This is a genomic window from Nonomuraea sp. NPDC049158, from assembly GCF_040648335.1.
In the GTDB taxonomy this organism is placed as follows: domain Bacteria; phylum Actinomycetota; class Actinomycetes; order Streptosporangiales; family Streptosporangiaceae; genus Nonomuraea.
The window spans coordinates 14685-41359 of the sequence record NZ_JBEZDM010000062.1; the positions used below are offsets into that span (position 1 = coordinate 14685).

25 protein-coding genes and 2 riboswitches are annotated in these 26675 nt (G+C 71.7%); of the genes, 9 read left to right on the forward strand and 16 right to left on the reverse strand.

The window, feature by feature from the left end:
* Positions 1 to 3: 3 nt before the first annotated feature.
* The gene (locus tag AB0B61_RS55060) at positions 4 to 624 is read right to left on the reverse strand and encodes a precorrin-8X methylmutase (RefSeq protein ID WP_358449902.1); all 621 of its coding nucleotides are present in this window, start codon (positions 622 to 624) and stop codon (positions 4 to 6) included.
* Between the two features lie 37 nt (positions 625 to 661).
* Positions 662 to 1867 carry a precorrin-3B synthase gene (gene cobG / locus AB0B61_RS55065; protein WP_358449904.1) on the reverse strand — a complete coding sequence of 402 codons (1206 nt, stop codon included), beginning with the start codon at positions 1865 to 1867 and terminating at the stop codon, positions 662 to 664.
* 28 nt (positions 1868 to 1895) lie between these two features.
* A riboswitch (cobalamin riboswitch) is annotated at positions 1896 to 2084 on the forward strand.
* Positions 2085 to 2118: 34 nt separating this feature from the next.
* Here cobG and cobN point away from each other — a divergent pair.
* Positions 2119 to 5766: a cobaltochelatase subunit CobN gene (gene cobN / locus AB0B61_RS55070; protein WP_358449906.1), complete on the forward strand. Its 3648-nt coding sequence runs from the start codon at positions 2119 to 2121 to the stop codon at positions 5764 to 5766.
* On the opposite strand, the gene AB0B61_RS55075 is transcribed toward cobN, so the two are convergent.
* From AB0B61_RS55075 to AB0B61_RS55105, 7 genes are all read right to left on the reverse strand, one after another.
* The gene (locus tag AB0B61_RS55075) at positions 5721 to 7061 is read right to left on the reverse strand and encodes a cobyrinate a,c-diamide synthase (RefSeq protein WP_358449950.1); all 1341 of its coding nucleotides are present in this window, start codon (positions 7059 to 7061) and stop codon (positions 5721 to 5723) included. The genes cobN and AB0B61_RS55075 overlap by 46 nt on opposite strands.
* Positions 7062 to 7069: 8 nt before the next feature.
* Positions 7070 to 7672 (reverse strand): cob(I)yrinic acid a,c-diamide adenosyltransferase, encoded by a 603-nt coding sequence (gene cobO, locus AB0B61_RS55080; protein WP_358449908.1) that lies wholly within the window; start codon positions 7670 to 7672, stop codon positions 7070 to 7072.
* A gap of 2 nt (positions 7673 to 7674) precedes the next feature.
* A complete protein-coding gene (locus AB0B61_RS55085) occupies positions 7675 to 9819 on the reverse strand; it encodes a VWA domain-containing protein (protein ID WP_358449910.1) in 2145 nt (714 codons plus the stop codon).
* Between the two features lie 19 nt (positions 9820 to 9838).
* Complete coding sequence (locus AB0B61_RS55090) at positions 9839 to 10504, reverse strand: histidine phosphatase family protein (protein WP_358449912.1); 666 nt, start codon at positions 10502 to 10504, stop codon at positions 9839 to 9841.
* 6 nt (positions 10505 to 10510) lie between these two features.
* A complete protein-coding gene (locus AB0B61_RS55095; RefSeq protein ID WP_358449914.1) occupies positions 10511 to 11251 on the reverse strand; it encodes a CbtA family protein in 741 nt (246 codons plus the stop codon).
* 8 nt (positions 11252 to 11259) lie between these two features.
* On the reverse strand, positions 11260 to 11448 hold the full coding sequence (locus tag AB0B61_RS55100; protein ID WP_358449916.1) for a CbtB-domain containing protein: 189 nt from the start codon (positions 11446 to 11448) through the stop codon (positions 11260 to 11262).
* Position 11449: 1 nt separating this feature from the next.
* Positions 11450 to 11598, reverse strand: a riboswitch (adenosylcobalamin (AdoCbl) riboswitch).
* Between the two features lie 258 nt (positions 11599 to 11856).
* Positions 11857 to 13350, reverse strand: a complete 1494-nt coding sequence (locus AB0B61_RS55105) for a phosphoesterase (protein ID WP_358449918.1) — start codon at positions 13348 to 13350, stop codon at positions 11857 to 11859.
* Positions 13351 to 13682: 332 nt separating this feature from the next.
* On the opposite strand from AB0B61_RS55105, the gene crcB (AB0B61_RS55110) reads away from it, so the two are divergent.
* The 4 genes from crcB (AB0B61_RS55110) (at position 13683) to AB0B61_RS55125 (ending at position 15473) form a co-directional block, all read left to right on the forward strand.
* Complete coding sequence (gene crcB, locus AB0B61_RS55110; protein ID WP_358449920.1) at positions 13683 to 14174, forward strand: fluoride efflux transporter CrcB; 492 nt, start codon at positions 13683 to 13685, stop codon at positions 14172 to 14174.
* Positions 14171 to 14524 (forward strand): DUF190 domain-containing protein, encoded by a 354-nt coding sequence (locus tag AB0B61_RS55115; RefSeq protein WP_358449922.1) that lies wholly within the window; start codon positions 14171 to 14173, stop codon positions 14522 to 14524. Before crcB (AB0B61_RS55110) ends, AB0B61_RS55115 begins: the two co-directional genes overlap by 4 nt.
* Positions 14525 to 14532: 8 nt before the next feature.
* Positions 14533 to 14895, forward strand: coding sequence for a fluoride efflux transporter CrcB (crcB, locus tag AB0B61_RS55120; protein WP_358449952.1), 363 nt, complete (start codon positions 14533 to 14535; stop codon positions 14893 to 14895).
* 149 nt (positions 14896 to 15044) lie between these two features.
* On the forward strand, positions 15045 to 15473 hold the full coding sequence (locus AB0B61_RS55125) for a DUF1232 domain-containing protein (protein ID WP_358449924.1): 429 nt from the start codon (positions 15045 to 15047) through the stop codon (positions 15471 to 15473).
* A 144-nt stretch (positions 15474 to 15617) separates the two neighbouring features.
* Here AB0B61_RS55125 and AB0B61_RS55130 read toward each other — a convergent pair whose 3' ends face one another.
* The 5 genes from AB0B61_RS55130 to AB0B61_RS55150 form a co-directional block, all read right to left on the reverse strand.
* Positions 15618 to 16397, reverse strand: coding sequence for an ABC transporter permease (locus AB0B61_RS55130; protein ID WP_358449926.1), 780 nt, complete (start codon positions 16395 to 16397; stop codon positions 15618 to 15620).
* On the reverse strand, positions 16390 to 17421 hold the full coding sequence (locus tag AB0B61_RS55135) for an ABC transporter ATP-binding protein (protein ID WP_358449928.1): 1032 nt from the start codon (positions 17419 to 17421) through the stop codon (positions 16390 to 16392). The genes AB0B61_RS55130 and AB0B61_RS55135 overlap by 8 nt, the downstream gene beginning before the upstream one ends.
* Positions 17422 to 17579: 158 nt before the next feature.
* Positions 17580 to 18872, reverse strand: coding sequence for an ArsB/NhaD family transporter (locus tag AB0B61_RS55140; protein WP_358449930.1), 1293 nt, complete (start codon positions 18870 to 18872; stop codon positions 17580 to 17582).
* On the reverse strand, positions 18869 to 19312 hold the full coding sequence (locus AB0B61_RS55145) for a CBS domain-containing protein (RefSeq protein WP_358449932.1): 444 nt from the start codon (positions 19310 to 19312) through the stop codon (positions 18869 to 18871). Before AB0B61_RS55145 ends, AB0B61_RS55140 begins: the two co-directional genes overlap by 4 nt.
* A 176-nt stretch (positions 19313 to 19488) precedes the next feature.
* Positions 19489 to 20187: a TetR/AcrR family transcriptional regulator C-terminal domain-containing protein gene (locus AB0B61_RS55150; RefSeq protein WP_358449934.1), complete on the reverse strand. Its 699-nt coding sequence runs from the start codon at positions 20185 to 20187 to the stop codon at positions 19489 to 19491.
* Between the two features lie 114 nt (positions 20188 to 20301).
* Between AB0B61_RS55150 and AB0B61_RS55155 the strand changes: the two genes are divergently transcribed.
* Positions 20302 to 21441: an NAD(P)/FAD-dependent oxidoreductase gene (locus AB0B61_RS55155; RefSeq protein ID WP_358449936.1), complete on the forward strand. Its 1140-nt coding sequence runs from the start codon at positions 20302 to 20304 to the stop codon at positions 21439 to 21441.
* A 13-nt stretch (positions 21442 to 21454) separates the two neighbouring features.
* On the opposite strand, the gene add is transcribed toward AB0B61_RS55155, so the two are convergent.
* Together add and AB0B61_RS55165 are read right to left on the reverse strand one after the other, a co-directional pair.
* Complete coding sequence (gene add / locus AB0B61_RS55160; protein ID WP_358449938.1) at positions 21455 to 22399, reverse strand: adenosine deaminase; 945 nt, start codon at positions 22397 to 22399, stop codon at positions 21455 to 21457.
* Complete coding sequence (locus tag AB0B61_RS55165) at positions 22396 to 23370, reverse strand: nucleoside hydrolase (RefSeq protein WP_358449940.1); 975 nt, start codon at positions 23368 to 23370, stop codon at positions 22396 to 22398. Before AB0B61_RS55165 ends, add begins: the two co-directional genes overlap by 4 nt.
* A gap of 69 nt (positions 23371 to 23439) precedes the next feature.
* Between AB0B61_RS55165 and AB0B61_RS55170 the strand changes: the two genes are divergently transcribed.
* From AB0B61_RS55170 to AB0B61_RS55180, 3 genes are all read left to right on the forward strand, one after another.
* The gene (locus AB0B61_RS55170; RefSeq protein ID WP_358449942.1) at positions 23440 to 24435 is read left to right on the forward strand and encodes a LacI family DNA-binding transcriptional regulator; all 996 of its coding nucleotides are present in this window, start codon (positions 23440 to 23442) and stop codon (positions 24433 to 24435) included.
* Positions 24436 to 24978: 543 nt separating this feature from the next.
* Positions 24979 to 26208 carry a transposase gene (locus AB0B61_RS55175; protein ID WP_358449944.1) on the forward strand — a complete coding sequence of 410 codons (1230 nt, stop codon included), beginning with the start codon at positions 24979 to 24981 and terminating at the stop codon, positions 26206 to 26208.
* A gap of 62 nt (positions 26209 to 26270) precedes the next feature.
* A complete protein-coding gene (locus AB0B61_RS55180) occupies positions 26271 to 26531 on the forward strand; it encodes a hypothetical protein (protein ID WP_358449946.1) in 261 nt (86 codons plus the stop codon).
* Positions 26532 to 26675: the final 144 nt, after the last annotated feature.

Sequence of the window (26675 nt, forward strand, 5' to 3'; positions counted from 1 at the left end):
CCGTCACTCCGTCTCGTTCGCGATGGCGTTGACCGCCGCCGCCGTCATCGCACTGCCGCCGCGGCGCCCGTGCACCACCAGGTATTCCAGGTCGCTGTCGGCCAGGGCCCGCTTGGACTCGGCCGCGCCGATGAAGCCGACCGGCACGCCGAGCACCGCCGCCGGTCTGCCTGCCCCCTCGGCGACCAGTTCGAGCAGCCGGAACAGGGCCGTCGGGGCGTTGCCGATCGCCACCACCGCGCCCTCCAGCCGGTCGCGCCACAACTCCAGGGCGGCGGCGCTGCGGGTGGTGCCGAGGCGTTCGGCCAGCTCCGGCACGCCTGGCTCGCCCAGAGTGCACACCACGTCGTTGTCGGCGGGCAGTCTGCGCCTGGTGACGCCGGAGGCGACCATCTGCGCGTCGCACAGCACGGGCGCGCCGCGTCGCAGCGCCTCGCGGGCCCGGACGACCACCGCAGGCGACCAGTCCAGGTCGGCGACGAGGTCGGTCATGCCACACGCGTGGATCATCCGCACCGCCACCTGGGCCACATCCGGGGGCATCCCGGTGAGATCGGCCTCGGCACGGATGGTCGCGAACGAGCGCCGGTAGATCTCGGCGCCGTCGCGCAGGTAGTCGGTCACTGCTGCCTTTCCTCGTATCGGTCGAAGCCGGCCACTATCACGGCAGCCGCTCCTCGTATCCGTCGGCGGTGGCCACCATCTGGAGCACTCGGCCGCGGGGCAGTCCGCAGCGCCGCTCGCAACCGGCCCAGTGCACCGGCGTCGCAGCGGGCGCGTCCAGGGTCGCCACCCACCGCCGTACGTCCTCCTGCACGTCCGCCAGCGATTTGGCGCAGCCGGGACGTCCGGTGCAGGCACTCACGCCGACCCAGGGAGATGCCGGATCGGTCACCAGCCCGGCCGTGGACAGCTGCCGCACCGCCCGCTCGGCCGCGGCGGGGGACAGGTCCAGCAGGACGACCGTCCGCCACGGCGTCAGCCGTACGGGAACCGCCCCACCGTCGTCGGCGGTGTCGGCGATCGCGCGTACCTGAGCGGCGGACAGCCGCCCGAGCGGCACCACGGCCTCCAGCGCCACACGGCCGTCCCGCTGATCGACAGGTCCGGGGCGACGGGCAGGGGAGACAGGGGAGGCGTCCATGGCGGTCGTCGCCCGGTCGTCCGCCGCGCCCAGGTGGGCGGCGATCCGGGCAGGGCCGTCCGCTAACTCCGCGATCCGCCACGCGGCCCGGTCACGATCGGAAAGGCCGCGCTCCCGTTCGTCGAGGAACGCTTCGGCGGCGGCGATCAGCTGCCCGACCGCCGCGTCACGAGCCACGACAAGCCCGGTGTCCACGCCCGCCAGCAGCAGCGACACCCAGGCGTCACCGCCCGCCGCCGCAGGCACGAGAGTGACATCAGCGGCCAGTTGCCGCATGTCACCCGTGCCGTCGTCCAGCGCGAACAGAAAGCGCCCCGGCAGCCCGGCCAGCCCCGCCCGCGCACACAGAGCCAGGTCCAGCGCCTCCACCAGGGGCTGCGTGTCCAGCAGACCCGCGGGACCGCGGCCGCCGAGCGGTGAGGCGACGATGTTGCGTACCCGTTCGTGCGCGGCCGAGGGGAGCAGGCCGGCGGCGGCGATCCGTTCGGCGAAGGCGGCCGGCGCGCGCAGACCCCGCACCTGTACGTTCGCCCGCGACGTGAGCTCGACCACCCCGGAGCCCAGCTCAGCCGCGCAGGCCGCCAGCTCGCGGAGCTGCCCGCCGGAGATCGCGCCGCCGGGCAGGCGGACCCGGGCCAGCGGCCCGTCGGCGGCCTCGTGCACCTGGAGCGCTCCCGGACAGGCGTCGGGCCGGACCCGTCCGGAAAAGTCGGCTATGGACACGATGAGGATGGTAACGCCACTTCTGGTGGAGGTTGATCCTGCCGTAGGCTCCTGGGTAGGCGATGGCAAAGGGAGGAAGCCGGTGCGAATCCGGCGCGGTCCCGCCACTGTGACCGGGGAGCGAACCCCACCGCAGGCCACTGCCCGGCAACGGGTGGGAAGGCCGGGGTGAGCGCTGATCCGGGAGCCAGGAGACTCCTGCCGTCGCGACACCCACGACCGGGGCGAGGACCCCGAGGGAGGATCGCGCCGTGCCTGGCGACAGCCGTACCGTCCTGCTGCTCTCCACCTCCGACACCGATCTGCTGAGCGCGCGTGCCTGTGGCGCCGCCTACCGCCTGGGCAATCCCGCCCGGCTCGCCCCCGACGATCTGCCCGGCCTGCTGGAGGGGGCCGACCTGGTCGTCGTACGACTGCTCGGCGGGCGCCGCGCCTGGCAGGAGGGGCTCGACGCGCTGCTGGCCGGGCCCCGTCCGGTCGTGGTGCTGGGCGGTGAGCAGGCGCCGGACGCCGAGCTGATGGAGCTGTCCACGGTACGCGGCGGCGTCTGCGCCGACGCGCACGCGTACCTGGCGCACGGCGGGCCCGCCAACCTGACCGAGCTGCACGCCTTCCTGTCCGACACCGTCCTGCTGACCGGGCGCGGATTCGCGCCGCCGGAGCCCACGCCGTCCTGGGGGCGGCTGGAGCGCGAGGCACGGTCACAGGAAGGGCCCGTGATCGGGGTGCTCTACTACCGGGCGCACCACATGGCGGGCAACACGTCCTTCGTCGAGACGCTCTGCGCCGCCGTCGAGGAGGCGGGCGGGCAGGCGCTGCCGGTGTTCTGCTCCTCGTTGCGTACCGCCGAACCCGAGCTGCTGGACACCCTGCGGGCCGCCGACGCGCTGGTGGTGACCGTACTGGCGGCGGGCGGCTCGCGTCCCGCGACGGCGGGCGCGGGCGGGGACGACGAGGCGTGGGACGTGGGCGCGCTGGCCGCGCTCGACGTGCCGATCCTGCAAGGCCTGTGCCTGACCACGTCCAGGCAGGCGTGGGAGGACAACGACGACGGCCTCTCGCCGCTGGACGCCGCCTCGCAGGTGGCCATCCCCGAGTTCGACGGGCGGATCATCACGGTTCCGTTCTCCTTCAAGGAGATCGACCCGGACGGGCTGACCGTCTACGTCGCCGACCCGGAGCGGGCCGCGCGGGTGGCGGGCATCGCCGTACGCCACGGGCTGCTGCGCCACACCCCGCCCGGCGGGCGGCGGCTGGTGGTGATGCTGTCGGCGTACCCGACCAAGCACTCCCGCGTCGGCAACGCCGTCGGCCTGGACACCCCCGCCAGCACCGTACGGCTGCTGGCCCGGCTCGCCGAAGCGGGCTACGACCTGGGCGAGGGCTTCCCCGGCGTGGCCGAGCAGGACGGCGACGCGCTCATCCACGCGCTCATCGCCGCGGGCGGCCAGGACCAGGACTGGCTGACCGAGGAGCACCTGGCGGGCAATCCGGTACGCATCCCCGCCGCCACCTACGAGCGCTGGTACCGTACGCTCCCCGCCGCCCTGCGCACCGGGATCGAGCGGCACTGGGGACCCCCGCCCGGCGAGCTGTTCGTCCATGACGGCGACATCGTCCTGGCGGCGCTGCGCGCCGGGAACGTGGTGGTGATGGTCCAGCCGCCGCGCGGCTTCGGCGACAACCCGATCGCCATCTACCACGACCCCGACCTGCCGCCCAGCCACCACTACCTGGCCGCCTACCGCTGGCTGTCGGCCGAGTTCGGCGCGCACGCGATGGTGCACGTGGGCAAGCACGGCAACCTGGAATGGCTGCCGGGCAAGTCGGCCGGTATGTCCGCCTCGTGCGCCACCGACGCGGCCATCGGCGACCTGCCGCTGATCTACCCGTTCCTGGTCAACGATCCGGGCGAGGGCACCCAGGCCAAGCGGCGGGCGCACGCGGTGCTGGTGGACCACATGGTGCCGCCGATGGCGCGGGCGGAGACGTACGGCGACATCGCCCGGCTGGAACAGCTCCTGGACGAGCACGCCACCATCGCCGCCATGGACCCGGCCAAGCTCCCCGCGATCCGCGCCCAGATCTGGACACTGATCCAGGCCGCCCGGCTCGACCACGACCTCGGGCTGGCGGATCGGCCGCACGACACCGAGTTCGACGACTTCATCCTGCACGTGGACGGCTGGCTCTGCGAGGTGAAGGACGCGCAGATCCGCGACGGCCTCCACGTGCTCGGCCAGGCGCCGACCGGGCAGGTCAGGGTGGACCTGGTGCTGGCCATGCTGCGCGCCAGACAGATGTGGTCGGGCCGCGAGACGCTGCCCGGCTTACGTGAGGCACTCGGCCTGGCCGAGGACGGTACGGCGGGGCTGGCCGACGTGGACCGGGCCGAGACGACCGCCCGCGCCCTGGTGGCGGCGATGGAGGAGCGAGGCTGGGCGCCGGAGGCGGCCGAGGAGGTGGCGCGGGAAGCTGCGGAGAAGCTCGCCCAGGAAGCTGCGGAGAAGGTCGCGGAGAAGGTCGCCCTCGCGCTGCCCGCCGATCGGCGCGAGCTCGTCACGCGGGTGCTCGCGTTCGCCGCCGCCGAGGTGGTCCCGCGTCTGGCCCGGACGACCGACGAGCTCGACCACGTCCTGCACGCCCTGGACGGCGGCTACGTGCCCGCCGGGCCGAGTGGCTCACCGCTGCGCGGCCTGATCAACGTGCTGCCGACCGGCCGCAACTTCTACTCCGTCGATCCCCGCGCGGTGCCCAGCCGCCTGGCCTGGGAGACCGGCCAGGCGATGGCCGAATCGCTGCTGGAGCGCTACCGCGCCGACACCGGCGACTGGCCCCGCTCAGTAGGACTGTCCGTCTGGGGCACCAGCGCCATGCGTACGGCCGGCGACGACGTGGCCGAGGTGCTGGCCCTGCTCGGCATCCGTCCCGCATGGGATGAGGCGTCCCGCCGGGTCACGGACCTGGAGCCGATCCCGCTCGCCGAGCTGGGCCGGCCGCGCGTCGACGTGACCGTCCGCATCAGCGGCTTCTTCCGCGACGCGTTCCCGCACGTGGTGGCCATGCTGGACGACGCCGTACGGCTGGCCGCCGGGCTGGAGGAGCCGCCCGAGCACAACTACGTACGCGCCCATGTGACCGCGACCGGCGGCGAGGAGCGCCACGCCACGATGCGGATCTTCGGCTCCGCGCCGGGCGCCTACGGGGCCGGGCTGCTGCCGCTGATCGACAGCCGCAACTGGCGCGACGACGCCGACCTGGCCGAGGTGTACGCGGTCTGGGGCGGCTACGCCTACGGCCGCGACCTCGACGGCGTGGCCGCGCGACCGCAGATGGAGGACGCCTACCGCAGGATCGCCGTGGCCGCCAAGAACGTCGACACGCGCGAGCACGACATCGCCGACTCCGACGACTACTTCCAGTACCACGGCGGCATGATCGCCACGGTCCGCGCGCTCACCGGCCGGGCCCCGGCCGCGTACGTCGGCGACAGCACCCGACCCGACGCCGTGCGCACCCGCACCCTGTCGGAGGAGACCTCACGGATCTTCCGCGCCAGGGTGGTCAACCCGCGCTGGCTGGCGGCGATGCGGCGGCACGGCTACAAGGGCGCCTTCGAGCTGGCCGCGACCGTGGACTACCTGTTCGGCTACGACGCCACGACGGGCGTGGTGGCGGACTGGATGTACGACAAGCTCGCCGAGACGTACGTGCTGGACCCGGAGAACCAGGAGTTCATGGCCCGGTCGAACCCGTGGGCGCTGCACGGCATCGCCGAACGGCTCCTGGAGGCCGCCGAGCGGCGCATGTGGGAGCACCCGGACCCGGAGATCCTGCGCGGTCTGCAGGAGGTCTATCTCAAGACCGAGGGCGATCTGGAGGACGACACGAGCCGGTGAGCGAGGGCCGGCGATCCGGCCCAGTGAAGGTGCAGGTAGGACGCGGTGACCAGCGGGCCGCCGTGTCCGTCCGTCCCGCCGCCCCGGCTCCGGAACAGCGGCTCGCCCGCGTGCTCGACCGTGGTCCGGTGGAACTCGTGCCCGTGGAAGCGCTCGCCCGCCCTGGTCAGGGGCGAATCCTTCAGGGCCACGGCGTCCCGGTAGCCGAGCGTGAGCCTGCCGGTCATCCGCGCCCGGCCCGGCACCCGCCCGCACATGCGCCGCCCGTCCAGCTCCTCGCACAGGTAGAGCAGCCCCGCGCACTCGGCGGCGATCGGCCCGCCGAAGGACGCCACCTGGTCACGCAGTGGCTCGTTGGCGGCCAGCTCGGCGGCGTACACCTCGGGGAAGCCGCCGCCGAGCACCACGGCGGCGGTGCCGTCCGGCAGCTTCTCGTCGCGCAACGGGTCGAAGGCCGCCACGTCCGCGCCGGCCGCCCGCAGCAGCTCGACGTGCTCGGCATACCCGAAGGTGAAGGCCGCCCCGCCCGCCACCGCCACGACGACGCCTTCTCCGACGCGCGCTCTCTCCTCGACGCGCGCGCTCTCCTTCGCCGGGTCCCATACCGGGCCGACGAGCGAGGCCGCCGCCGTCGCCAGCCGCATCAGACCGTCCAGGTCGCAGGAGCGTGCCACCAGGGCGCCGAGCCGTTCCACGGCCCGTACCGCCTCGGCCTCACGTTCGGCGGCGGGCACCAGACCCAGATGGCGGGAGGGTGTGGAGACGGCGTCGTCGCGGCGGATCGCGCCGAGCACCGGCATGCCCGCCGCGCCCAGAGCGGCCCGGCACAGCTCCTCGTGCCGGTCCGAGGCCACCCGGTTGAGCACCACCCCGCCCACCCGTACGCGCGGGTCGAACGTGGCGAACCCGTGCACCACGGCCGCCACCGACCGGCTCTGCCGGGCCGCGTCCACGACCAGCACCACCGGCGCGTCCAGCAGCCGGGCGACATGCGCGGTGGAGGCGAAGTCGCTGTCACCCTTGCCGTCGAACAGCCCCATCACGCCCTCGACCACCGCCACGTCACATCCGGCCGCACCGTGCAGGAACAGCGGCGCCACCCGCTCCTCACCCACCAGCCACGGATCCAGGTTGCGCCCGGGACGCCCGGCCGCCAGCGCGTGATAGCCCGGATCGATGTAGTCGGGCCCCACCTTGTGCGGCGAGACCTCCAGCCCGCGCGCCCGCAGCGCCGCCATCAGCCCGGTGGCCACAGTCGTCTTGCCGCTGCCCGACGAAGGCGCGGCGATCACCAGCCGGGGCACTACCACTCGATGCCTTTCTGACCCTTCTGCCCGGCGTCCATGGGATGACGTACCTTGCCCATCTCCGTCACCAGATCGGCGAGTTCGACCAGCCGCTCGGGCGCGTCCCTGCCGGTGATCACCAGGTGCTGCTTGCCCGGCCGCCCGGCGAGCGTCTCCAGCACGTCGTCCAGATCGAGCCACCCCCACTTCAGCGGGTAGGTGAACTCGTCCAGCACGTAGAACCGGTACGTCTCGGCCGCCAGGTCGCGTTTGATCTGCGCCCAGCCCTCACGGGCGTCGGCCGCGTGATCCTCCTCGGTGCCGGGACGCTGGATCCACGACCAGCCCTCGCCCATCTTGTGCCAGGTCACCGAGCCGCCCTCGGCCGTGTCGCCGAGCACCTTGAGCGCCCGTTCCTCGCCGATGCGCCACTTGGCCGACTTCACGAACTGGAACACCCCGATCGGCCACCCCTGGTTCCAGGCGCGCAACGCCATCCCGAACGCGGCCGTCGACTTCCCCTTGCCCGGCCCGGTGTGCACGATCAGCAGCGGCCTCGTCCGGCGCTGCCGGGTCGTGAGACCGTCGTCGGGCACGGTGGCGGGCTTCCCCTGCGGCATGATCAGACCGCCTTTCGATGATCGCGTACGGCCGACCCCGGATTCCGCTGGTCATGTACGGCCCGGTGATCGCGTACGACCGAACTCAGATCGGAGAGCGCGTCGAGCGAGACCAGGCGCGCCCGCAGGCGCGACGCCAGCCGGACCGCCAGGCCCAACCGCACCGGGCCGCTCTCGCAGTCCACGACCACGCTCGCCGTGCCGTCCAGCAGGGCGGCGGCCCGCTCCACATCGCCGCCCGCCGTCACCCGCCCGTCGGTCACCAGCACCAGCAGCGGCCGCCGCGCCGGGTCGCGCAGCCGCTCCACGCGCAGCACCTCCGCCGCCCGCACCAGCCCCGCCGCCAACGGCGTACGGCCGCCGGTCGGCAGCGAGCGCAGCCGGGCCGCGCCCGCCTCCACCGACGAGGTCGGCGGCAGCGCCAGTACGGCGCCCGCGCCACGGAAGGTGACCAGGCCGACCTTGTCGCGCCGCTGGTAGGCGTCGAGCAGCAGGCTGAGCACCGCCGTCTTGACGGCGCTCATCCGCCGGCGAGCCGCCATCGAGCCGCTGGCGTCCACCACGAACAGCACGAGGTTGCCCTCCCTGCCCTCGCGTACCACCTCGCGAAGGTCGTCCTGGCGCAGCACCAGGCCGGGACCGGTACGCCCGCGCGTCACCTGGTGGGGCGCCGCCGCCAGCATCGTCGCCAGCACGTGGAGGTCGCGGACCCGCGCGTCGGGGCGGCGCGAGGCGGTGGCCCGGCCGCGCGTGGTACGCGAGCGTGAGCGCCGCCCCGCCACGCCCTCACCGATCCCGGGCACCTGAAGCAACGGCACCCGGTACGGCGCCGCCAATCCGGCCACCCGGCCCGGCGGCTCCTGCCCGTAGGCGCTCCCGGCGTCCGGCGACTGCCCGGCATCGGCCGGCTGCTTCGCCGATCTCTTGCCATCCGGCATCCAGTCACCGTCACCCGCCGGTGGCGAGGCGCTCGCCGGGCCGCCGTCCTCCCCAGGCCCGGAGGCATCAGCAGGCCCGGAGGCATCAGCAGGCCCGGAGGCATCAGCAGGCCCGGAGGCATCAGCAGGCCCGGAGGCGTCAGGAGGTCCGGAGGCGTCAGGACCCCCGCCACTGGGATTGTCCGGATCGTCATCCTCCGACGTGCTCTTCAGCAGCTCGTCGAGCAGCGACTCGTCCAGCCCTGGCGCATCGAACGGGTCGCGCCGCCGCCGATGCGGCAGCGAGAGGCGAGCCGCCGCCCGTACATCCTCGGTCGTCACCCTCTCGCGCCCATGCCAGGCGGCGTGGGCGATGGCGGCGTTCGCCGTGACCAGGTCGGCCCGCAACCCGTCCACCTCGAACGCCGCGCACACCGTCGCGATCTGCCGCAGCCGTGCGTCGGGCAGTCGCACGCCGGAAACCCGGCCACGGGCCTGGGCGATCCTGGCCGCCAGCGCCGATTCCTCAGCCGCCCACCGGGCCGCGAACGTCTCGGCGTCCGCGTCGAAGGCCAGCCGGCGTCGTACCACCTCGGCGCGCTCCACCGGATTCCGGGACGCCTTCACCTCCACCGTCAGGCCGAACCTGTCGAGCAACTGCGGCCGCAGCTCGCCCTCCTCCGGGTTCATGGTCCCGACCAGCAGGAACCGGGCGGCGTGCCGGACCGAGACCGACTCTCGCTCGACGTAGCAGGTGCCCAGGGCCGCCGCGTCCAGCAGCAGGTCCACCAGGTGGTCGTGCAGCAGGTTCACCTCGTCCACGTACAGGACGCCGCGGTGCGCGGCCGCCAGCAGGCCCGGCTCGAACGCCTTCACCCCCTCCGTCAGCGCCCGCTCCACGTCGAGCGAGCCGGCCAGGCGGTCCTCCGAGGCGCCCACCGGCAGCTCCACCAACGCGGCCGGGCGGCCCAGACCTTGGGCGTCCGGTTCGTGCGGGCCGTCCGGGCACTCGGCATCGGGCGCTGCCGGGTCGCAGGCGAACCGGCAGCCTGGCACCACGTTCACCGGGGGCAACTGGGCGGCCAGCGCGCGCACGATGGTGGACTTGGCGGTGCCCTTCTCACCCCGTACCAGCACACCGCCCACCCGTGGTGAGACGGCGTTGAGCACCAGCGCCAGTTTCAGGTCGTCGAGCCCGACGACGGCGCTGAACGGATACGAGACGATCAAGACAGGACCTTCCGTACGTTCAAGACAGGATCTTCCGGTTGACGTGGGCGACCCGCCAGCCGCCTCGCGTGACGGTCAGCTCGGTGATGGACAGCGGCGCGAGATCGAAACGGGCGGCGCGCGGCGGGTCCAGTCCCAGCGCGTGGCCGAGCGCCGCCCGGATGGCGCCCGCGTCGCAGACGACGACCGCCTCGGGCTCCCCGCGTACTGAGTCGAGCCAGTCCGCCACCCGCGCCGCGAGCATGGTCAGGCTCTCCCCGCCATGCGGTGCCGCGTCCGGATCCGCCAGCCAGCTCGCCAGCGCGTCCGGCTCCTCCTGCGCGACCCGCCCGTACGGCAGGCCGCGCCACCGGCCGTGATCCGCCTCCGCGAGCGCGGCGACCACGCACGCTTCCCGGCCGAGCGCGGCAGCGGTCTGCCGCGCCGCAGCACTGGGAGCAACCCACGTCGCTGAGCCGGCCACCGCTGAGCCGGTCGCCACCGACCCGGTTGCCATCGAGCCGGTCGTCATAGAGCCTGTCACCACCGAGCCCGTCACCACCGGGTCGACGGCAACCGAGGCCAAGCCGTGTGCGCCGGCCAAGTCGTGTGCTCTGGCCAGGCTGGCCGGGTCGGCGTTCTCATCGGCCACGGGAAAGCAGGCGGTCCGCATCCCCGGCGTGCTGGCGTGCCGGACGAACAGCACGCCGGCTCAGCCCGGCGAGGCGGCGGTCGCGGGTACGGCCGCCGCCCGCCGCGCCGCCCGGTCGCTCACCCACCCGAACAGCACGCCGAAGGCCGTCCAGAAAACGAGCTGCGTCCCCAGCGACACGAGCCTGAACTGCCACAGCAACGTGGCGGGGAAGCCCTCGGGCACCTCGTCCACGGTCGGCAGCAGCAGCCACGCGGCGACCACCGGGACCAGGAACGCCACCCCCGCCGCGACCCACCGCGCCCATGGCCCGGCGGTCACCCGCCGCGCGGTGGCCACCGCGATCGCGATCGCGGCCAGGCCGACAAGGATCATCACGACATAGAGGGCGGTCCGGCTGTTGATCGTTTCCGGGTCTCCCACAGCCGGTGGATTAGCCGGATATTTCACGAATGGTACGAGGATCGCCGCCCCGAACGCCGACCCGGCGGCGGCGAGCGCCAGCCCGCCCTCCGACCGTGGGCCGACCCGGCCCCGCAGACCCGCGTACACCAGGGCGAAGACCCCTCCCACGGCCAGCCCGTACAGGCCGGTGGCGAGGAAGAGCCCGGCCTTCTGGCCTGGCCTGCTGACCAGTTCCTCCTCGCCGTGGTCATGGCCAGGTTCCTGCGCGGCGTGCGCCTGTTCCAGCGCGATAGCACTGTCCACCTGCGGTTCCCCGAAGGCGAAGGCGAAGCCGCCCGCGATCAATCCGGCCAGCAGGCCCAGAAGCAGGCCCCTGACCAGCAGGGTGCGTACCATGCCGAGGTCTAGTGGCAGGGCACGCCGAGCAGGTGACGCCCGTCGTGCATGAGTTCGTGCAGGTACGCACCTGTCTGCGAGATGGCTCCGTTGTCCATCAGCACCAGGTAGGCGATCAGCAGCAGTACCGGCACGGCCAGCAACCACAGCCGCAGACGGGGGAACGGAATGACGGTAGGAGCGGACAGACCACTCATCAGTGCCTCCTCAGGGATGACGCGTCCCAACAAATGAGGTCACGGAGGTCCAAGCGACCTGGCTCCCGGGATCTACGTCCCGGATACAGTGGCGCGTCCGCACCGGCATCTCACCGGATTTCCCTTGGACAACCGTGAAATCTACCGGAACGTATCCTTTCCTCCCGTTCGCGTCAACACATCAAGGAGGCCAGACGTCGGTGGTGTGAGGCGCGCACGGCTGGTGGCGGGTGCCACTCGCGGCGGGATGGAGCGCAGGTTGGAGGTGTACGGTCGCGCCCGGCGTGCTCGCGAGTTCATCGCCCACGGCGAAGTCCGCCGCTTCGCAGCCGCCGGCCGACGCTTTGCGCGGAGAGAGGGCGGTCCCGCGTCGTGTGCGGGACCGCCCCAGGTCAGCGGGCTAGCGGGTTAGCGGACGCGGATGAAGACAGGGTTGGAGTAGAACCACAGGTCCTGCCACGGGCTCTCCTTGCCGTCGGCCGCCGGCTCCATCTCGTCGGTGCTGGTGCCGCGTACCCGCAGGTAGCTGTCGGTCTGCACGTCGCGCAGCGTGTGCCGGATGACATAGTCCCGGCCCTGCCGGCGCCAGTCGCCCGGGCCGAAGCGCGCCACGACCTTCGTGGTGGGGTTGGTGTCGGCGTCCAGGTTGGCGCTCACGCCACTCACCTGCCCGGTGATGAGGTCGACGCGCCGCACCTCGGGGCGCTCGCCGTTGCCGTTCTTGCCCTCCAGCGGCCGGAACCGGATCTCGACCTCGACGTCGGTGCGGGTACGCCGGTTGACCACCAGCGTCTCGCCCACGGTGGCCTGGCGGCCCTGGTTGCCGGCGGTGACGTCGAGAGCGGTGACCAGGTCCCCGGTGGCGACGAAGATGCGGCCGTTGCGCAGGGCGTCCATGATGTCGCCGTAGTCCTGGCGCGCCATCACGTACGTCTTGCTGTACTCGCCCGGCCAGAAGTCCGAACCGCCGCGGGTCCAGTGCACGTGCGAGTCGGAGGTGGCCGTGATCCACCAGTGCCGGCCCTCGCCCAGCAGCGAGTCCCACAGGCCGCCGACCCGCGCGGTCATCTGGTCGAAGCCGCCGTAGGTGGGGTGGTTGCCATACCCGCCGCGCGCGCCACCGTTCAGGGGGCCCGCCTGGTGCCCGGGGGCGCCCTCGAATCCCACGTACACGTCGGGGGCGACGTTGTTGCCGTTGCGGAACTCACGCGGGGTGTCCTGACCCCACACCCCCAGCCCGGTCGCCGAGCGCGCCGCGTGGTGCGCGATCACCAGCGGCTTCTGCCCCATGCCGCGGGCGGCCTTGAGGAACTCCACCATCTTGGCCTCGGTGTCGCGGCCCGCGTCGGCCGGGAAGGCGTCGTGCTTGGCGAAGCGGCTCTCCAACTCGAACAACTGCCGCGCCTCGTCGGCGTGGTGCGGGATCATCAACGTGTGGTGGTCCAGCGCCGGCGCGTCGAACTCCATGCCCCAGAACTGCAGGACCTCGGGTACGAGCACACGCGAGCGCAGCAGGTCGGGATAAGCCTGCTCCAGGTTCACCTTGGAATGCGTCGGGCCGCCGTGGTCGGTGCACATCGCCCAGGTCAACCCGAAGTACTTGGCCATGATCGCGTTGGTGACGATCGGGTAGACCGCGTCGGCGCCCTTGTGGAAGGTCGGCGGATTGGTCTTGGTGTCGAACTCACCGCTGTACTCCGAGTGGACGTGGTGATCGCCCGCACGCCACATTCGGCCATTGCCGGCGCCGTTGCCGAAGGAGCGCTCGTCGTCGGCCTGCGCGGCGGTGCCGCCCACCAGGGGAGCCGCGGCGGCCAGCGTCGCGCCGACACCGGCGTACTTGACCAGCCGCCGCCGGGAAAGCCCGGCCGACTCGGCCTGTTCGTCCTTGTTGTTCCTCACGATGAAGCCTTTCGTGGTGCAGATAGGGTGCCGACCCGCAAGCCTCGAAGAGCCCACTGAACGCCGTGTGAACGCCGCTCGGGACGAGCAAGAACAGTGCATTGATCCCATCCGGAACCCGCCCAAGCCCGGAACCGCTGATGCGGGGCGGGCCGAGGTCGCTGCCAGGTCCTGTTGGGGCCGATCGGTATAGTCGAGGGGAACCTCCGTGGAGGAGGTCGCGGTGGTGGGGCCCACCGCCTCGCCGCCGATCCGGTGGCGGGCAACCGTGGCACCCAGCCGCCAACGGTCCCTACCAGAGGTTGTTCTGTGCTGCTGGTAGGAGGATCTTCATGTCTCGTCCCGAAGCGAAGCGACCCGTGGACGCCGACGTCGACCTGCGTGTGCCCGCCCAGCGTGCCGAGCTGCGCCGGGCTCCGTGGGCGACGCTGGGGGTGATCGCGCTCGGTGGCGCGGCGGGTGCGCTGGCCCGCTACGGCCTGGGCGTGGCCTTTCCGCGCCAGGCCGGGGCCTTTCCGTGGACGACACTGGCCATCAACACCGTCGGCTGTCTGCTGATCGGGGTGCTCATGGTGGCCATCACCGAGGTCTGGTCCGCGCCCGGATGGGTGCGTCCGCTGCTGGGCGTCGGCGTGCTGGGCGGGTTCACCACCTTCTCCACGTACATCCTGGAGATCAACCAGTTGCTGGCGGGCGACGCGGCTCGCACGGCGCTGGCGTACCTGGCGCTGACCCCCGTGCTGGCCCTGACCGCGGTGTGGGCCGGCAGCGCGGCGGCGCGTGCGGCGGCCCGCCGGTACGTCCGAGAGAGCAGGCGAGCGTGAAACTGGCCGGAGCGGCGCTACGGCTGACCATCTACGTCGGCGACACCGACACCTGGCACCACAAGCCGCTTTATCGCGAGATAGTCCACCGCGCGCACGCGGCCGGGCTGGCCGGCGCGAGCGTTTTTCGCGGCATAGAGGGCTACGGTGCCTCCAACCACATCCACACCACGCGCATTCTGTCCCTGTCGGAGGACCTGCCGGTGTCGATCGTCATCGTCGATGCCGCCGAACGGATCCGGGCCTTCCTGCCGCAGCTGGACGAGCTGATCTCTGAGGGGCTGGCCGTCGTGGACGAGGTAGAGGTGATCCGCTACGTCGGCCGCCCCAGCAGCGGGCAGCCCCGATGACCGGCCCGCTGACCGTGGCGCTGGTGGTGCTCGGCGGGGCGATCGGCGCGCCGCTGCGCTACCTGGCCGACCGGCTCGTCCAGGCGCGCCACGATTCCCTGTTCCCGTGGGGCACCTTCGCCGTCAACCTGGCCGGCTCGGCGCTGCTGGGCCTCCTGGCCGGGCTGCCCGCCGACGGCGCGGTGATGGCCTTCGCCGGCGCCGGGTTCTGCGGGGCGCTGACCACCTACTCCACCTTCAGCTATGAGACCCTGCGGCTGGTCCAGGACGGCGCCGGCTTCGTCGCCTGGGCCAATGTGCTGGCCAGCGTGGCCGGCGGCCTGGGCGCGGGCGTGTGCGGGTTCGCGCTGGCCCATGCTGTGACGGGCTGAGTCTGGCGTGCTGTCGCTGATCGGTCTGTGACCCGGCGGATCCCCGTGGTGGCGGCTTTCAGCGGGAAGCTATCGTTGCTCTCACTTGTTACGGCACCGGCCACCGAGAGCGGTCTCACCGTGGCGGAGCACGGAACGGGGGAGCGGGGATGACCGGCTGGTGGGGATGGGATCTGCTGATCGGGATCGCCGTCGCGCTGCTGGTCACCTGGCTGGCGCTGATCGCGGCGCTGGCAGTCCTCCGGCCGCGCGGCGGGCTGCTGCGCGAGGCGTTGCGGCTGTTGCCCGACGTGCTGCGGCTGGTGCGCCGCCTGGCCGCCGACCGCGAGCTGCCACGCGGGGTGCGGGTACGTCTAGGGCTGCTGCTGGCCTACCTGGCCATGCCTCTCGACCTTGTGCCCGACTTCATCCCGGTCCTGGGCTACGCCGACGACGCGATCATCGTCACCGCGGTGCTGCGCTCGGTGGTCCGCCGCGCCGGGCTGCAGGCGGTGCGCCGCCATTGGCCCGGCACCGAGGACGGGTTCACGGTGCTCTGCCGGCTGACCGGCCTGGCCGAGCGCGGCTCGGCGTCCTGAGTCTCGCTGAGAGACTGCGGCATCCTGCCGATTGCTGGCCAGCTCTGTGGCATCTCGCCGACCGCTGGTCAGTGGGTGCGGGAGGCCCGACCGCTGGTCAGCGTGTGCGTGCGGCGCTCTTCCCTTCCATAGGCGGCGTGCCCGTCATCGGGTGTGGTCGGCGTGGTTCCACCAGCGGGCGGTCGTGACGACTCCGGCCGCGCCGGTGGCCGCGACGAGCAGCAGCCCGGCCAGGCCAGGCGGGTCCTGGTCGGGACCGGCGATGCCGGCGTACAGGCCGGGCACCGACCAGGGGAAGACGGCGCCGTAGCCGAGCGCGGCGACGACCTGGGCGGCGAAGATGAGGCCGAACAGGACGCCGACGGCGGCCAGATAGCCACGGCCGACGCTGGCGGCCAAGGCCAGCGGAGCGGTGGTCAGCGCGCCCAGCGCGGCCGCGGCCACGATGCGTGCGACGCCTTCGCCCACGACCGGCGCCGACCAGCCGGGCAGGGCGAGCAAGGTGCCGATCAGCAGACCGAGCCCGGCGAGCAGCAGGGCCAGCAGCAGCGCCCAGAGCGCGGCTATGACGAACTTGGCGGCCACGATGGCGGTGCGGGAGGTGGGCAGGGCCAGCAGGTCGGTGGCGGTGTGGTCGCTGAACTCGCGGCCGAACAGCCACACGGCGATCAGCCCGTAGATGCCCAGGCCGCCCACCGCGACGGCCTGGGCGAGCAGGGCGAGATAGCCGGGCCAGTCGGCGCTGGCGCCGGACAGCTGGGCCTTGCCGCCGAGCAGGCCGAACGCCCGGGCGCGGGCGGGGTCGGCCAGGATGAACATGAACATCCCGCACACCAGCGCGGCGATGGTGAAGGCCAGCGCGGTGATCCAGGGCAGGCGGCTTCGCCGCACCTTCAGCAGTTCGGCCCACAGCGCCTCACGCATGCTCGGCCCCCGATCCGGCGCCCGTCTCGGCGCCCGATCCGGCACTCGTCTCGGGCCCCGCTTCGGCGCTCGTCACGGTTCCCGGTGCGGCCTGGGCGCCGGGCCCGACCGTACGCAGGAAGAAGGTCTCCAGGTCTTCTTCCTCCAGGTGGAGGTCGGCGGGCGGCACTCCGCCGTGGACCAGGACGGTGGCCACCTGCTCCGGCTGAGCCAGGGCGCGGGGATCGGTGAGCAGCAGGCCGGCCGGCCCAACCTCGGGACGGTAGCCGCCCGCGCGGAGCACCGCGCAGGCGGCGTCGTCGTCGCGGGTGGACAGGCGCAGGTGGCGGCGGCGGTGCCGGTCCAGGTGGTCGGCGTCGTGTTCGCCGATCAGGTGGCCGTGGTGCAGGATGCCGATGCGGGTGGCCAGGCGGGCGACCTCGGCCAGCAGGTGGCTGGACAGGAACACGGTGGTGCCGTGCTGGTGGGCCAGGTCGGTGAGCAGGGCGCGGATCTCGGCGACGCCGGCCGGGTCCAGGCCGTTGACGGGCTCGTCGAGGATGAGCAGGGCGGGGGCGTGGAGGAGGGCCTTGGCCAGGGCCAGGCGCTGCAGGTTGCCGAGCGACAGGGCGCGGGCGCGGCGGTCGGCGTAGGGGCCGAGCGCCAGCCGTTCGATGATGTCCTCGGCGCTGCCGGGCAGTCGGCGCAGCCGGCGGACCACCTCGAGGTTCTCGCGCACGGTCAGCTCGGGGTAGGCGGCGGCCTCCTCTACCAGGTAGCCCACCTCGGCCCAGGCGGAGCGGTCGCCGGCCGAGACGTCGGCGCCCAGGACGCGTACCGTCCCGGCGGTGGGTGCGATCATGCCGAGCAGCATGCGGATCAGGGTGGTCTTGCCGGCGCCGTTGAGACCGAGCAGGGCGTAGATCTGCCCCTGCTCCACGCGCAGGGTGACGTCGTCGACGGCCGTCACGTCGCGATAGCGCTTGCTGAGGTGAGCGATCTCGATGACCGGCGTCGCCGCGCTCGGGAGCGGACGCGTGCTCATGTCCGGGAGCGAAGCAAGTCGTGGGGGTACGGGTTTCGGGGGCACACGGGCACATCCTTCACTCGATACGGAGTGGACGTGCCGACCAGACTTCCCGGCTCACCTGGTGCCAGCGTATCCCTCTCGGTTCATCCCGAACAGTGATGCTTCCGGACTTGTCACATGAGGTAGCGCAGCCACAGGTAGGGCGCGACCAGCGTGACGGTGACCGCGGTGACGATCAGGCCGTACTTGGTGAACTGCCAGAAGCTGATGGGAGTGCCGTTACGGGCGGCGATGCCGAGCACGACCACGTTGGCGGCGGCGCCGACGGCGGTGGCGTTGCCGCCCAGGTCGGCGCCGAAGGCCAGCGCCCACCACAGCACCCGTCCGGGCCCGCCGCCACCGGCCGCCTGCACGAGGTCGGACACGATCGGGCTCATCGTCGCCACGTAGGGGATGTTGTCCACGATGGCCGACAGCACGGCCGAGGCGCCCAGGATGCCCATGGTGGCCAGTTCCAGCTGCCCGCCGGTCGCCGCGGCGGCGGCCTGGGACAGCCGGCCGATGACGCCGGTCTCGACCAGCGCGCCGACCATGACGAACAGCCCGGCGAAGAACACCAGCGTGGGCCACTCCACCTCGGCGATGGCCTGCTCGGTGGTCACCTTCGTCGCGGCCACCAGCACGCCCGCGCCGAGCAACGCGACCACGGACGGCTCGTAGTGCAGCACCGGGTGCAGCACGAACGCCGCCATCACCAGCGCCAGCACGGCCAGCGACTGCCACAGCAGCCTGCGGTCGGCGATCGCCTCCCGCTCGTCCAGCGCCATGATCTCACTGGCGCGTTCGGGGTCGTAGCGGAACGAGCGGCCGAACATCAGCCAGCACAGCCCGACGAACACCGCCATCAGCACGATGACCATCGGTGCCATGTGCAGGAGGAAGTCGTTGAAGCTCAGGCCACCGCGGCTGGCGATGATGATGTTCGGCGGGTCGCCGACCAGGGTGGCCGTACCGCCGATGTTGGAGGCCATCGCCTCGGCGATCAGGAACGGCGCCGGGTTGACGGCGAGCCGCTCGCACACCAGGAAGGTCACCGGCGCGATCAGCAGCACCGTGGTCACGTTGTCGAGCAGCGCCGAGACGCCGGCGGTGATCAGCACCAACTGCACCATCAGCCGGAACGGCCGCCCGCGAGCGCGCTTGGCGGCCCAGATCGCCAGGTACTCGAAGACACCCGTCTCCTTCAGTACGCCGACGATGACCATCATGCCGAGCAGCAGGAAGATGACGTTCCAGTCGATCCCGGTGTGCTCGGAGAAGAACGCCGCCTTCGCGCCGGTGGCGTGGATGGCCAGCATGATCCCGGCGCCGCCGAGCGCGGCGGCGACCCGGTGGACCTTCTCGGTGGCGATCAATGTGTACGCGGCCAGGAACACCGCCACGCTCACCCAAGCCAGCACATTCACGCCCCGAGCACCCGGTCCAGCAGCGCCTGCAGCGTCACCGCGCCCAGCAGACGCCCACCGGCGACGATCGCGACCAGCGGGCTGTGGGTGCGGGCCATCAACGCGGCCAGTTCCAGGACGGTGGCATCGGGGTCGGTGACCGGCAACTCGCGCCGGTCCCGTGGCAGGACCTCGCGTATGGTGCGGCCCTTCAGCGCGTTCAGGAAGGCGTCGGCGTGCGCCTCGTCCACCACCCGGGCCAGCGCCGGATCGTCCTGGCAATAGCGGGGCACGGCCAGCCGCAGCACCTGGGTGCCGGGCAGGATGGTGAACGGCGCGCCGTCGTCATCCACCACGATGATGCCGGGCAGATCCTGCTCGGCGAGCATCCTGGCCGCATCGACCACAGGAGAGTCGAGACCGACCACGGGAAAGGCGGCAAGCAGGTCGTGGGCGCGCACTGGGCACATCCTTCGCGATCAACGGAACTTCGGGGTCAACGGGACAAGGACCTGCCGACCAGACTTCCCGGCGCACCTGTAGGAAACGTACCAAGAGCCGTCAAGATCGCATATGCCGGGGGAGGAGGTGCCATGGACGGCCGAACGATCGACTCCGCACCGCCTGAAGCGCGGCATCACGCGGGCGGGGGCGGGTCCGCGGTCGTGTTCAGGCCGTCCAGAAGCAGGTCGAGACCGGTGATGAACTGGTCGCGGTCGTCGTGCTCGCGCAGGTCCGCGGTGGTACGCGCTAGGAAGGGGTAGTCGGCGGGGTCGAGTTCCGCCCAGCGTTCGGCGGTCTGCGCGAGGTAGGCGTCGCGGCTGGTGGCCGCGTCGAGGGTGGCGCATGGGGTGATGATCTGGGCGCTGACGCCGGTGATGTAGTAGGAGATCGCGGTGGCGACCGCGAAATGCCGTTCGGCGGGCAGGCCGGTCCGTGCGACAAGGGTGCCGATGCGGTCGAGCAGGCGCAGTGCGTTCGCCAGCGTGGCCGGCGCGGTGACGTGGGAGGCTGCCCACGGGTGCCGATCGAGGGCATCGAAGACGGCGATGGCGAGCGCGCGCAGCTCGGTGCCGGCGCCTACCCCGAGGCGCGGGGCCGCGGCGAAGGCGTGGCCGAGCACCTGATCGGCGGCCAGGGCGACGAGCTCGTCCTTGTTCGTCATGTGCCAGTAGAGCGCGCCGGGTCCGGTGTTCAGCTGTTTGGCCAGCAGCCGGAAGGTGAGTCCCCGCTCGCCGTGCTCGTCCAGCAGCGCGACGGCCGCGTCGACGATCACCTCTCGCGAAAGGGCGCCGGCGCGTCCCCCAGTGGGTGCTCTTCCGCGTGTCCGTGGCATGACCTCATTTTGACACATTCTGGATCGGCGTTCCATATTAATTATGGAACGCCGATCCATATAGGCGTCCGGGCAGCCGCCCGGCGCTCCGCCCGCACGGGAACGAGGAAGCCCATGAACACCAGCCACCACCCGATCGCCATCGTCGGCGCCGGCCTCGGCGGCTTGACCCTCGCCCGGGTCCTGCACGTCCACGGCATCCCCGCGACGGTCTACGAGGCCGACCCCTCGGCGAAGTCCCGTACGCAGGGCGGGCAGCTCGACATCCACGAGGAGGACGGGCAGCGCGCGCTCGCCGATGCCGGCCTCACCGACGAGTTCCGGGCGATCATCCACGAAGGCGCTGAGGCGCTGCGCGTGCTCGACCAGCACGGCAAGCTGCTGTTCGACGCCCCGGACGACGGCAAGGCGCGGCGTCCCGAAGTGCTCCGCGGCGACCTGCGCCGGATCCTGCTCGACTCCCTGCCCGAGCAGACGGTCAAGTGGGGGCGCAAGGTCACCGGTGTCCGGCCCCTCGGCGATGGCCGGCACGAGCTGACCTTCGCCGACGGCGCGAGCGTGACCAGCGGCCTGCTCGTGGGTGCCGACGGCGCCTGGTCGAAGATCCGCCCACTGCTGTCCGACGCCGAGCCCGAGTACATCGGCACGACGTTCATCGACACCTACCTCTACGACGCCGACGAGCGGCACACCGCGACGGCCGAGGCGGTCGGTGTCGGCGCGATGTACGCGCTGACCCCGGGAAAGGGGATCATCGCGCACCGCGAGGCGGGGAACATCCTGCACGCGTACGTCGAGCTGAACCGCCCCGCCGAGTGGATCGCCGACCTCGACTTCACTGATGCCGCCGCCGTGACCGCTCGGGTCGCGGCCGAGTTCGACGGGTGGGCACCGGAACTCACCGCGCTGATCACCGACGGCGAGACCGCTCCGGTCGCGCGCATGATCCACACGCTCCCGGACGGACACCGATGGAATCGCGTGCCCGGGGTGACGCTCCTCGGCGATGCCGCGCACCTGATGCCGCCGTCAGGCGACGGCGCGAACCTGGCGATGTTCGACGGCGCCGAACTCGCCAAGGCGATCGCCGCGCACCCCGACGACATCGAAGCGGCACTCACCGCCTATGAGAAGGAGCTGTTCCCGCGCACCGAGGCCTTCTACGCCGACGCCCACGAGATACTGGACCTCTGCCTCGGCGACCGCGCACCGTTCGGACTCATCGACCTCGTCAACGGTGATCCCAAGCCCTGAGCCGCACCGTCGATCACGGGGCGAAGGCCGCGGCGGCCGCGTGATCCTGCGCGAGCCTGTCCTGCTCAGCCGTCCATCCGGCCGCCGCGCGCAGCCGGTCGAACTCCTGGGACAGGGTGGTCCCCGAGGTGGTGCGCGCGTCGGTGCTGATGGTGACGGCCAGCCCGTCGGCCAGGAACCGGGCCGCGGGATGCGCTTGGAGGCTGGAGACCGCGCCGGTCAGTACATTGCTGGTCGGGCACATCTCCAAGGCGATACCGTCGCGCCGCAGCCGCTCGCGGAGCGCGTGCTCGCGGGCGCACCTGACGCCGTGGCCGATCCGGCGCGCGCCGAGCACGTCGATCGCCTCCCACATGCTGTCGGCGCCCGCCGCTTCACCGGCATGGACCGTGCAGGGGAGTCCCGCCGCGTGGGCTAGATCGAAGGCGGCCCGGTGCGGGGTAGCTGGGTGGAGCCGCTCATCGCCCGCGAGATCGAGTCCGGCCACCTTGTCGCGGTGCCGCAGCGCCGTCTCGGCGACGGCGAGGCTCTCCTCGGGCGTCTGGTGCCGCAGGCAGCACAGCAGCAGCCCGGTGCGTACGCCGGTGGCCTGCCGCCCCGCCGCCAGCCCCTCGGAGACCGCTTGGACCGCCTCGTCCTGAGTCATGCCGCGATGGCCGTGCAACTGCGGGGCGAAGCGCGCCTCGCCATAGACCACGCCGTCGGCGCTCCAGTCTTCGACCAGCTCGCGGGCGGCCCGGTGGAGGGCGTCGGGGGTCTGGAGTACTCGCAGCGGCAGGTCGATGTAGGTGAGGAAGCGGGTCAGGCTGCCGCAGGAGGCGGGTGCCGTGACCAGTCGCTCGACGGGGGCGGTCAAGGCGATGCCCTGGTGGCGTGCCAGGTCGGCGACCGTGCCGGGGCGTACCGATCCGTCGAGGTGACAGTGCAGTTCGTGACGCGGTATGGGAGCGGCGATCATTGGTGCTCTTTCAGGTCATATCGGCTTTGGTGGATTCCGGCGCAGGTGGTGAACAGCAGGTCCTTGAAGCCGGCTTCATTGACCCGGCGGACCAGCGTCAGATTGGGCGGCGGGGCGGAGCGGCGGCGGTCGATGATCAACTGGCCGCGGGTCTCGTCGCCGAGGGCGATGTCCACATGGGCCCGCTCCCGTTCGGTGATCAGTTCGGGCCGCAGTGCCACGGCCATGGCGATGGGGTCAGGGAGGTCATAGCCGGCCAGGCCGGTGACGTCGCGGGCCCAGTCGGCGAGAGTACGGTTCACGCGGTGGGCGAAGGTGGCCATCGGGGTACCGATTCGCTCCAGCCGGGACTGGTCCTCGGGCGTCATGACGGCGTCCCGGCGGGAGACGTCCCAGCCGATCCAGGTCACCTTGTCGGGCGTGGCGCTCCGCAACACCACCTGGGCCGCCTCGGGGTCGGCCCAGGCGTTGAACTCGGCGGTGGCCGTGATGTTGCCGCTCAGGTCCGCGGCGCCGGCCATGCAGTACACATGCCGGTAGCGGGTCAGCAGATCGCGGTCGCGGACCAGCGCGGCCGCGAGATTGGTGAGCGGGCCGAGCGTGACCAGCGTCAGCTCACCGGGGTGATCGCGCGGGGCGGACAGCAGGACCTCGACGGCGTGCCGCTCCTCGGCCAGCCGCAGCGGGTCGGGTAAGCAGATGTCGCCCATCCCGTCCTGGCCGTGCACCTGCTGGGCGGTGGACAGCGGACGTGTCATCGGGCGTTCGCATCCCGGATGGACGGGGATGTCGACGCGCCCGGCCACTTGCAGGGAAAAGAGCGCGTTGCGGGTCCCCGTCGCCAGGGGTACGTTGCCCGCCACCGTGGTCACGGCGCGGATGTCGCCGAGACCGCTGGCGGCGGCCAGCAACAGCGCCACCGCGTCGTCCGACCCGGTGTCGGTGTCGATGATCAAGGGAAGGGCCGGCACTGCTCACCTTTCATCTAATCGGTTAGACCACGGCTATCTAATCGATTAGATGGCAGAATGTAAACTGCTATGACGAAACGCGCAGACAAGCCCATCACGCTCGCCGATGTCGCCCGCCGGGCGGGGACCTCCACGGCGGTGGTCAGCTACGTGATCAACAACGGTCCGCGTCCGGTCGCCGCCGCGACGCGCGAACGCGTCCTGGCGGCCGCGGCCGAGCTGCGCTACCGGCCCAACCGCATCGCCAGGGCACTGCGCTCGCGTACGACGGGCGTGGTCGGCCTGGTGCTGGCCGACGCGTCCAATCCCTACTTCGGCGCCCTGGCCAGACACATCGAGCAAGCGCTCGAGAAGCGCGACCGCCTCACGCTGGTCGGCAACGCCGGATACTCAGCGGATCGCCAGCGGCATCTCACCGAACGTTTCCTGGCCGCCCAGGTCGACGGGCTGGTGATCGTCGCCGCGGACGGCGGGGGAGATGTGGCGGCCCGGGCTGAGGCGGCAGGCGTACCGGCCGTGTACGTCCATCACGGGCACCCCGGCGGGCACGGACAGGTGGTGGCGGCCGACAACCAGGCCGCCGTGCGCGAAGCCGTCGGACACCTGCGCCGGCACGGGCACCGGAGCCTCGCCTTCCTGTCCGGCCCCACCGACGAAGGACCCGTGGGAGTGCGCCGCGAGGCCTGGGCCGCGGCCGTGTCCGGCGATCCGGACGCCGTACTCCTGCGCTGCGACTACTCACGCGGCGCCGCGGACGCCTTGACCCGCCACCTCATCGCCAAAGGGGCCATGCCGCGCGCCTTGATCACCGCCACGGACGAGCACGCCATCGGGGTCCTGTCCGGGGCGTGGGCCCGCGGGCTTGCGGTCCCCGACCGGCTGGCGCTGATCAGCCTCGACGGTACGCCGGAGAGCGCCCACACCGCTCCGGCGCTGACCGTTACGCAACAGCCGCTGCGGGCCATGGCGGAGCAGGCCATCGAGCTGCTGTTCGGCGACATTTCCGAGGCGCTTGCCGCGCATGCCCCCTTGGTCGTCAGACGCAGCTGCGGCTGTGCGGCTTGATGATCTCGATGCGGTACGACGGCCGCTCGGCCTGGGCAGGGTGAGCCTCCTCGGCGACTCCAGCCGGCGAGCGGCAGGTTCTCCGAAGGCAGCTCATCGCCGGTGATGTGAGTACGGAGTTAATCATGCGAGCTGGCCAGCCCCATGCGAGGTTTCGATGGCGACGCAACCGATCCCCATCGAATGGGTAAAGGGCGTCCCCTGATGAACCAGCTCGAGAGCCCTATGAACGCGACGCGGCGCTCCTTCCTGCACAAGGCCATGGGTTAGATATCGCGACAACCCTGATTGGCTCGCTGGTAACTGCAGGCCCAGCGTCCGCCGAACCCGGCACGCACACCAGCTCTGGCCATGTCGTACGGCACCATCGGCAACCCCGTCTGCCAAGTGGGCGGGACTCGTTCATCTGAATGGTGGCGCGGAGACCCGGTCCTTCGGGGTCGGGAGGAAGCGCCACCCCTCCTTTCGAAAACAGTATGGAAAGACTCGGTCACGTTCGGTAATGTGTGCGGTGGGTGAGGTTTCTGTGACAGGAGGTGCGCGATGGCGATCCGCCGCTCCGCCGCCAAACGCAACGGCCTGCCCTCGATCGTGCAACTGCGGCTCACGCCCGCCCCGGCCCAGGCCGACGCGCTGGCGGCGGCGGTGCTGCTGTGCAATCAGGCGGCTACTGTCATCTCTCGCCTGGCGTGGCAGCATCGCGTCTTCGCGGTGGTGGAGTTGCATCGGCTGGCCTATTACGAGGTGCGCGGGCAGGTGGCCGGGCTGGGTGCGCAGGCAGCCGTGCGGGCGATCGCCCGGGTCGCGGGCGCGTATGCCAACCGGCGCGCCAGCAAGAAACGCGCTCACATCTTCCGCCCGTGCGGCGCCGTCCCTTACGACGCCCGGCTGATGAGCTTCAACCGGGACGCCCGGACCGTGTCGCTGTGGACCCCCTCCGGCCGCGTCACCGTGCCCTACACCGGCCGGCCGGAAGACCTCAAAGCCGTGGACACGTTGCCGCTCGGGGAGGCCGACCTGATCTGCCAGCGCGGTGTGTGGCTGCTGCAGGTCGCGGTCACTCTGCCCCGACCGGCGGTGCGTGAGCCGGTCAGCGGCTTTATGGGGGTGGATCAAGGGGTGGCGAACCTGGCGGTCACCTCCGACGGCGCGGTACTGCCCGGCCCCATCCTGCTCGGGCCGATCGGTGGCAATGGCCACGTCCGCAGGCTGCGGGAGCGGCGGCACCGTCAACGTCGGCGGTTGCAGAAGAAGGGCACATCTGCGGCGCGGCGGGTGCTGCGCCGTCTGTCCGGGCGTGAGCACCGGATGATGACCGACCTCAACCACCAAATCAGCACGTTTGTGGTGCGTGAAGCCGAACGCACCGGCCGTGGGGTCGCCCTGGAGGATCTTCAGGGTATCCGTGGACGGGTAAGGGCTCATCGGTTCCAGCGGCGCACCCTGCACAATTGGGCTTTCGCCCAGCAGATCGCCTTCACCCGCTACAAGGCCGCCCGAGCCGGGATCGCCTTCCTGCTGGTCGACCCTGCATATACGTCGCAGGCGTGTCCGGAATGCAGGCACATCAGCAGGGCGAATCGGCCGGCGCGGGGCCGGTTCGTCTGCACCCGGTGCGGCCTCGCTGGGCACGCCGACCACATCGCGGCCCGCAACATCGCCACACGCGGCGTCGCGGGCTGGGCTGCCATCAACCAGCCACACGCTACCGGCCTCCCCTCACCCAGACGGGACCGCGAGAGCAAACCACCAGCTTCAATCGGTGGTAGTTGATCTTCTTCCGCAACCCACGGCCGGGCTCGGTCGACCCCGGCACCGATGAGCACTAAACGGATGTGATCATCTTCTGGGTCGAGTTCGAGGCGGACAAGCAGGCGCTGGTTCGGGACGAAGCATTGCAGGTCTTCGCCGCTGCGCACTTCGATGGTCATCAGTCGGTACTGCTGCGGGCCAGTCGACTTGGTGAGCTCACGCGGAACAAGCTCAGTCAGCGGGTCGTCGGCGCTGTCCAGCCATATCTGGCTACGAAGGTAGGGACCCTTGCCGTGGCCCGGGTGAAGCGCGGCGCCGCACGTCACCGCAACATCGCCCAGTAGCTCTGGCACCCACGGCTGGTCGATCAGTTCGCATGTCCACACGGGGCTTCCCCCATGAACGCGAACACCGATTTCAGGCGGCAGGCCTCAGACTATCTGCCATCATCTCGTAGGCGATCGGGCTGAGTTGGCCGAGGCGGGAGT

Bases quoted from the DNA above. Each gene is read 5' to 3' on its own strand.
- cobO (WP_358449908.1), bottom strand. From the start codon at position 7,672: ATGCCGCAGGGGAAGCCCGCCACCGTGCCCGACGACGGTCTCACGACC.
- AB0B61_RS55095 (WP_358449914.1), bottom strand. From the start codon at position 11,251: ATGGTACGCACCCTGCTGGTCAGGGGCCTGCTTCTGGGCCTGCTGGCC.
- AB0B61_RS55100 (WP_358449916.1), bottom strand. From the start codon at position 11,448: ATGAGTGGTCTGTCCGCTCCTACCGTCATTCCGTTCCCCCGTCTGCGG.
- crcB (WP_358449920.1), top strand. From the start codon at position 13,683: ATGTCTCGTCCCGAAGCGAAGCGACCCGTGGACGCCGACGTCGACCTG.
- AB0B61_RS55125 (WP_358449924.1), top strand. From the start codon at position 15,045: ATGACCGGCTGGTGGGGATGGGATCTGCTGATCGGGATCGCCGTCGCG.
- AB0B61_RS55130 (WP_358449926.1), bottom strand. From the start codon at position 16,397: ATGCGTGAGGCGCTGTGGGCCGAACTGCTGAAGGTGCGGCGAAGCCGC.
- AB0B61_RS55135 (WP_358449928.1), bottom strand. From the start codon at position 17,421: ATGAGCACGCGTCCGCTCCCGAGCGCGGCGACGCCGGTCATCGAGATC.
- AB0B61_RS55150 (WP_358449934.1), bottom strand. From the start codon at position 20,187: ATGCCACGGACACGCGGAAGAGCACCCACTGGGGGACGCGCCGGCGCC.
- AB0B61_RS55155 (WP_358449936.1), top strand. From the start codon at position 20,302: ATGAACACCAGCCACCACCCGATCGCCATCGTCGGCGCCGGCCTCGGC.
- add (WP_358449938.1), bottom strand. From the start codon at position 22,399: ATGATCGCCGCTCCCATACCGCGTCACGAACTGCACTGTCACCTCGAC.
- AB0B61_RS55170 (WP_358449942.1), top strand. From the start codon at position 23,440: ATGACGAAACGCGCAGACAAGCCCATCACGCTCGCCGATGTCGCCCGC.
- AB0B61_RS55175 (WP_358449944.1), top strand. From the start codon at position 24,979: ATGGCGATCCGCCGCTCCGCCGCCAAACGCAACGGCCTGCCCTCGATC.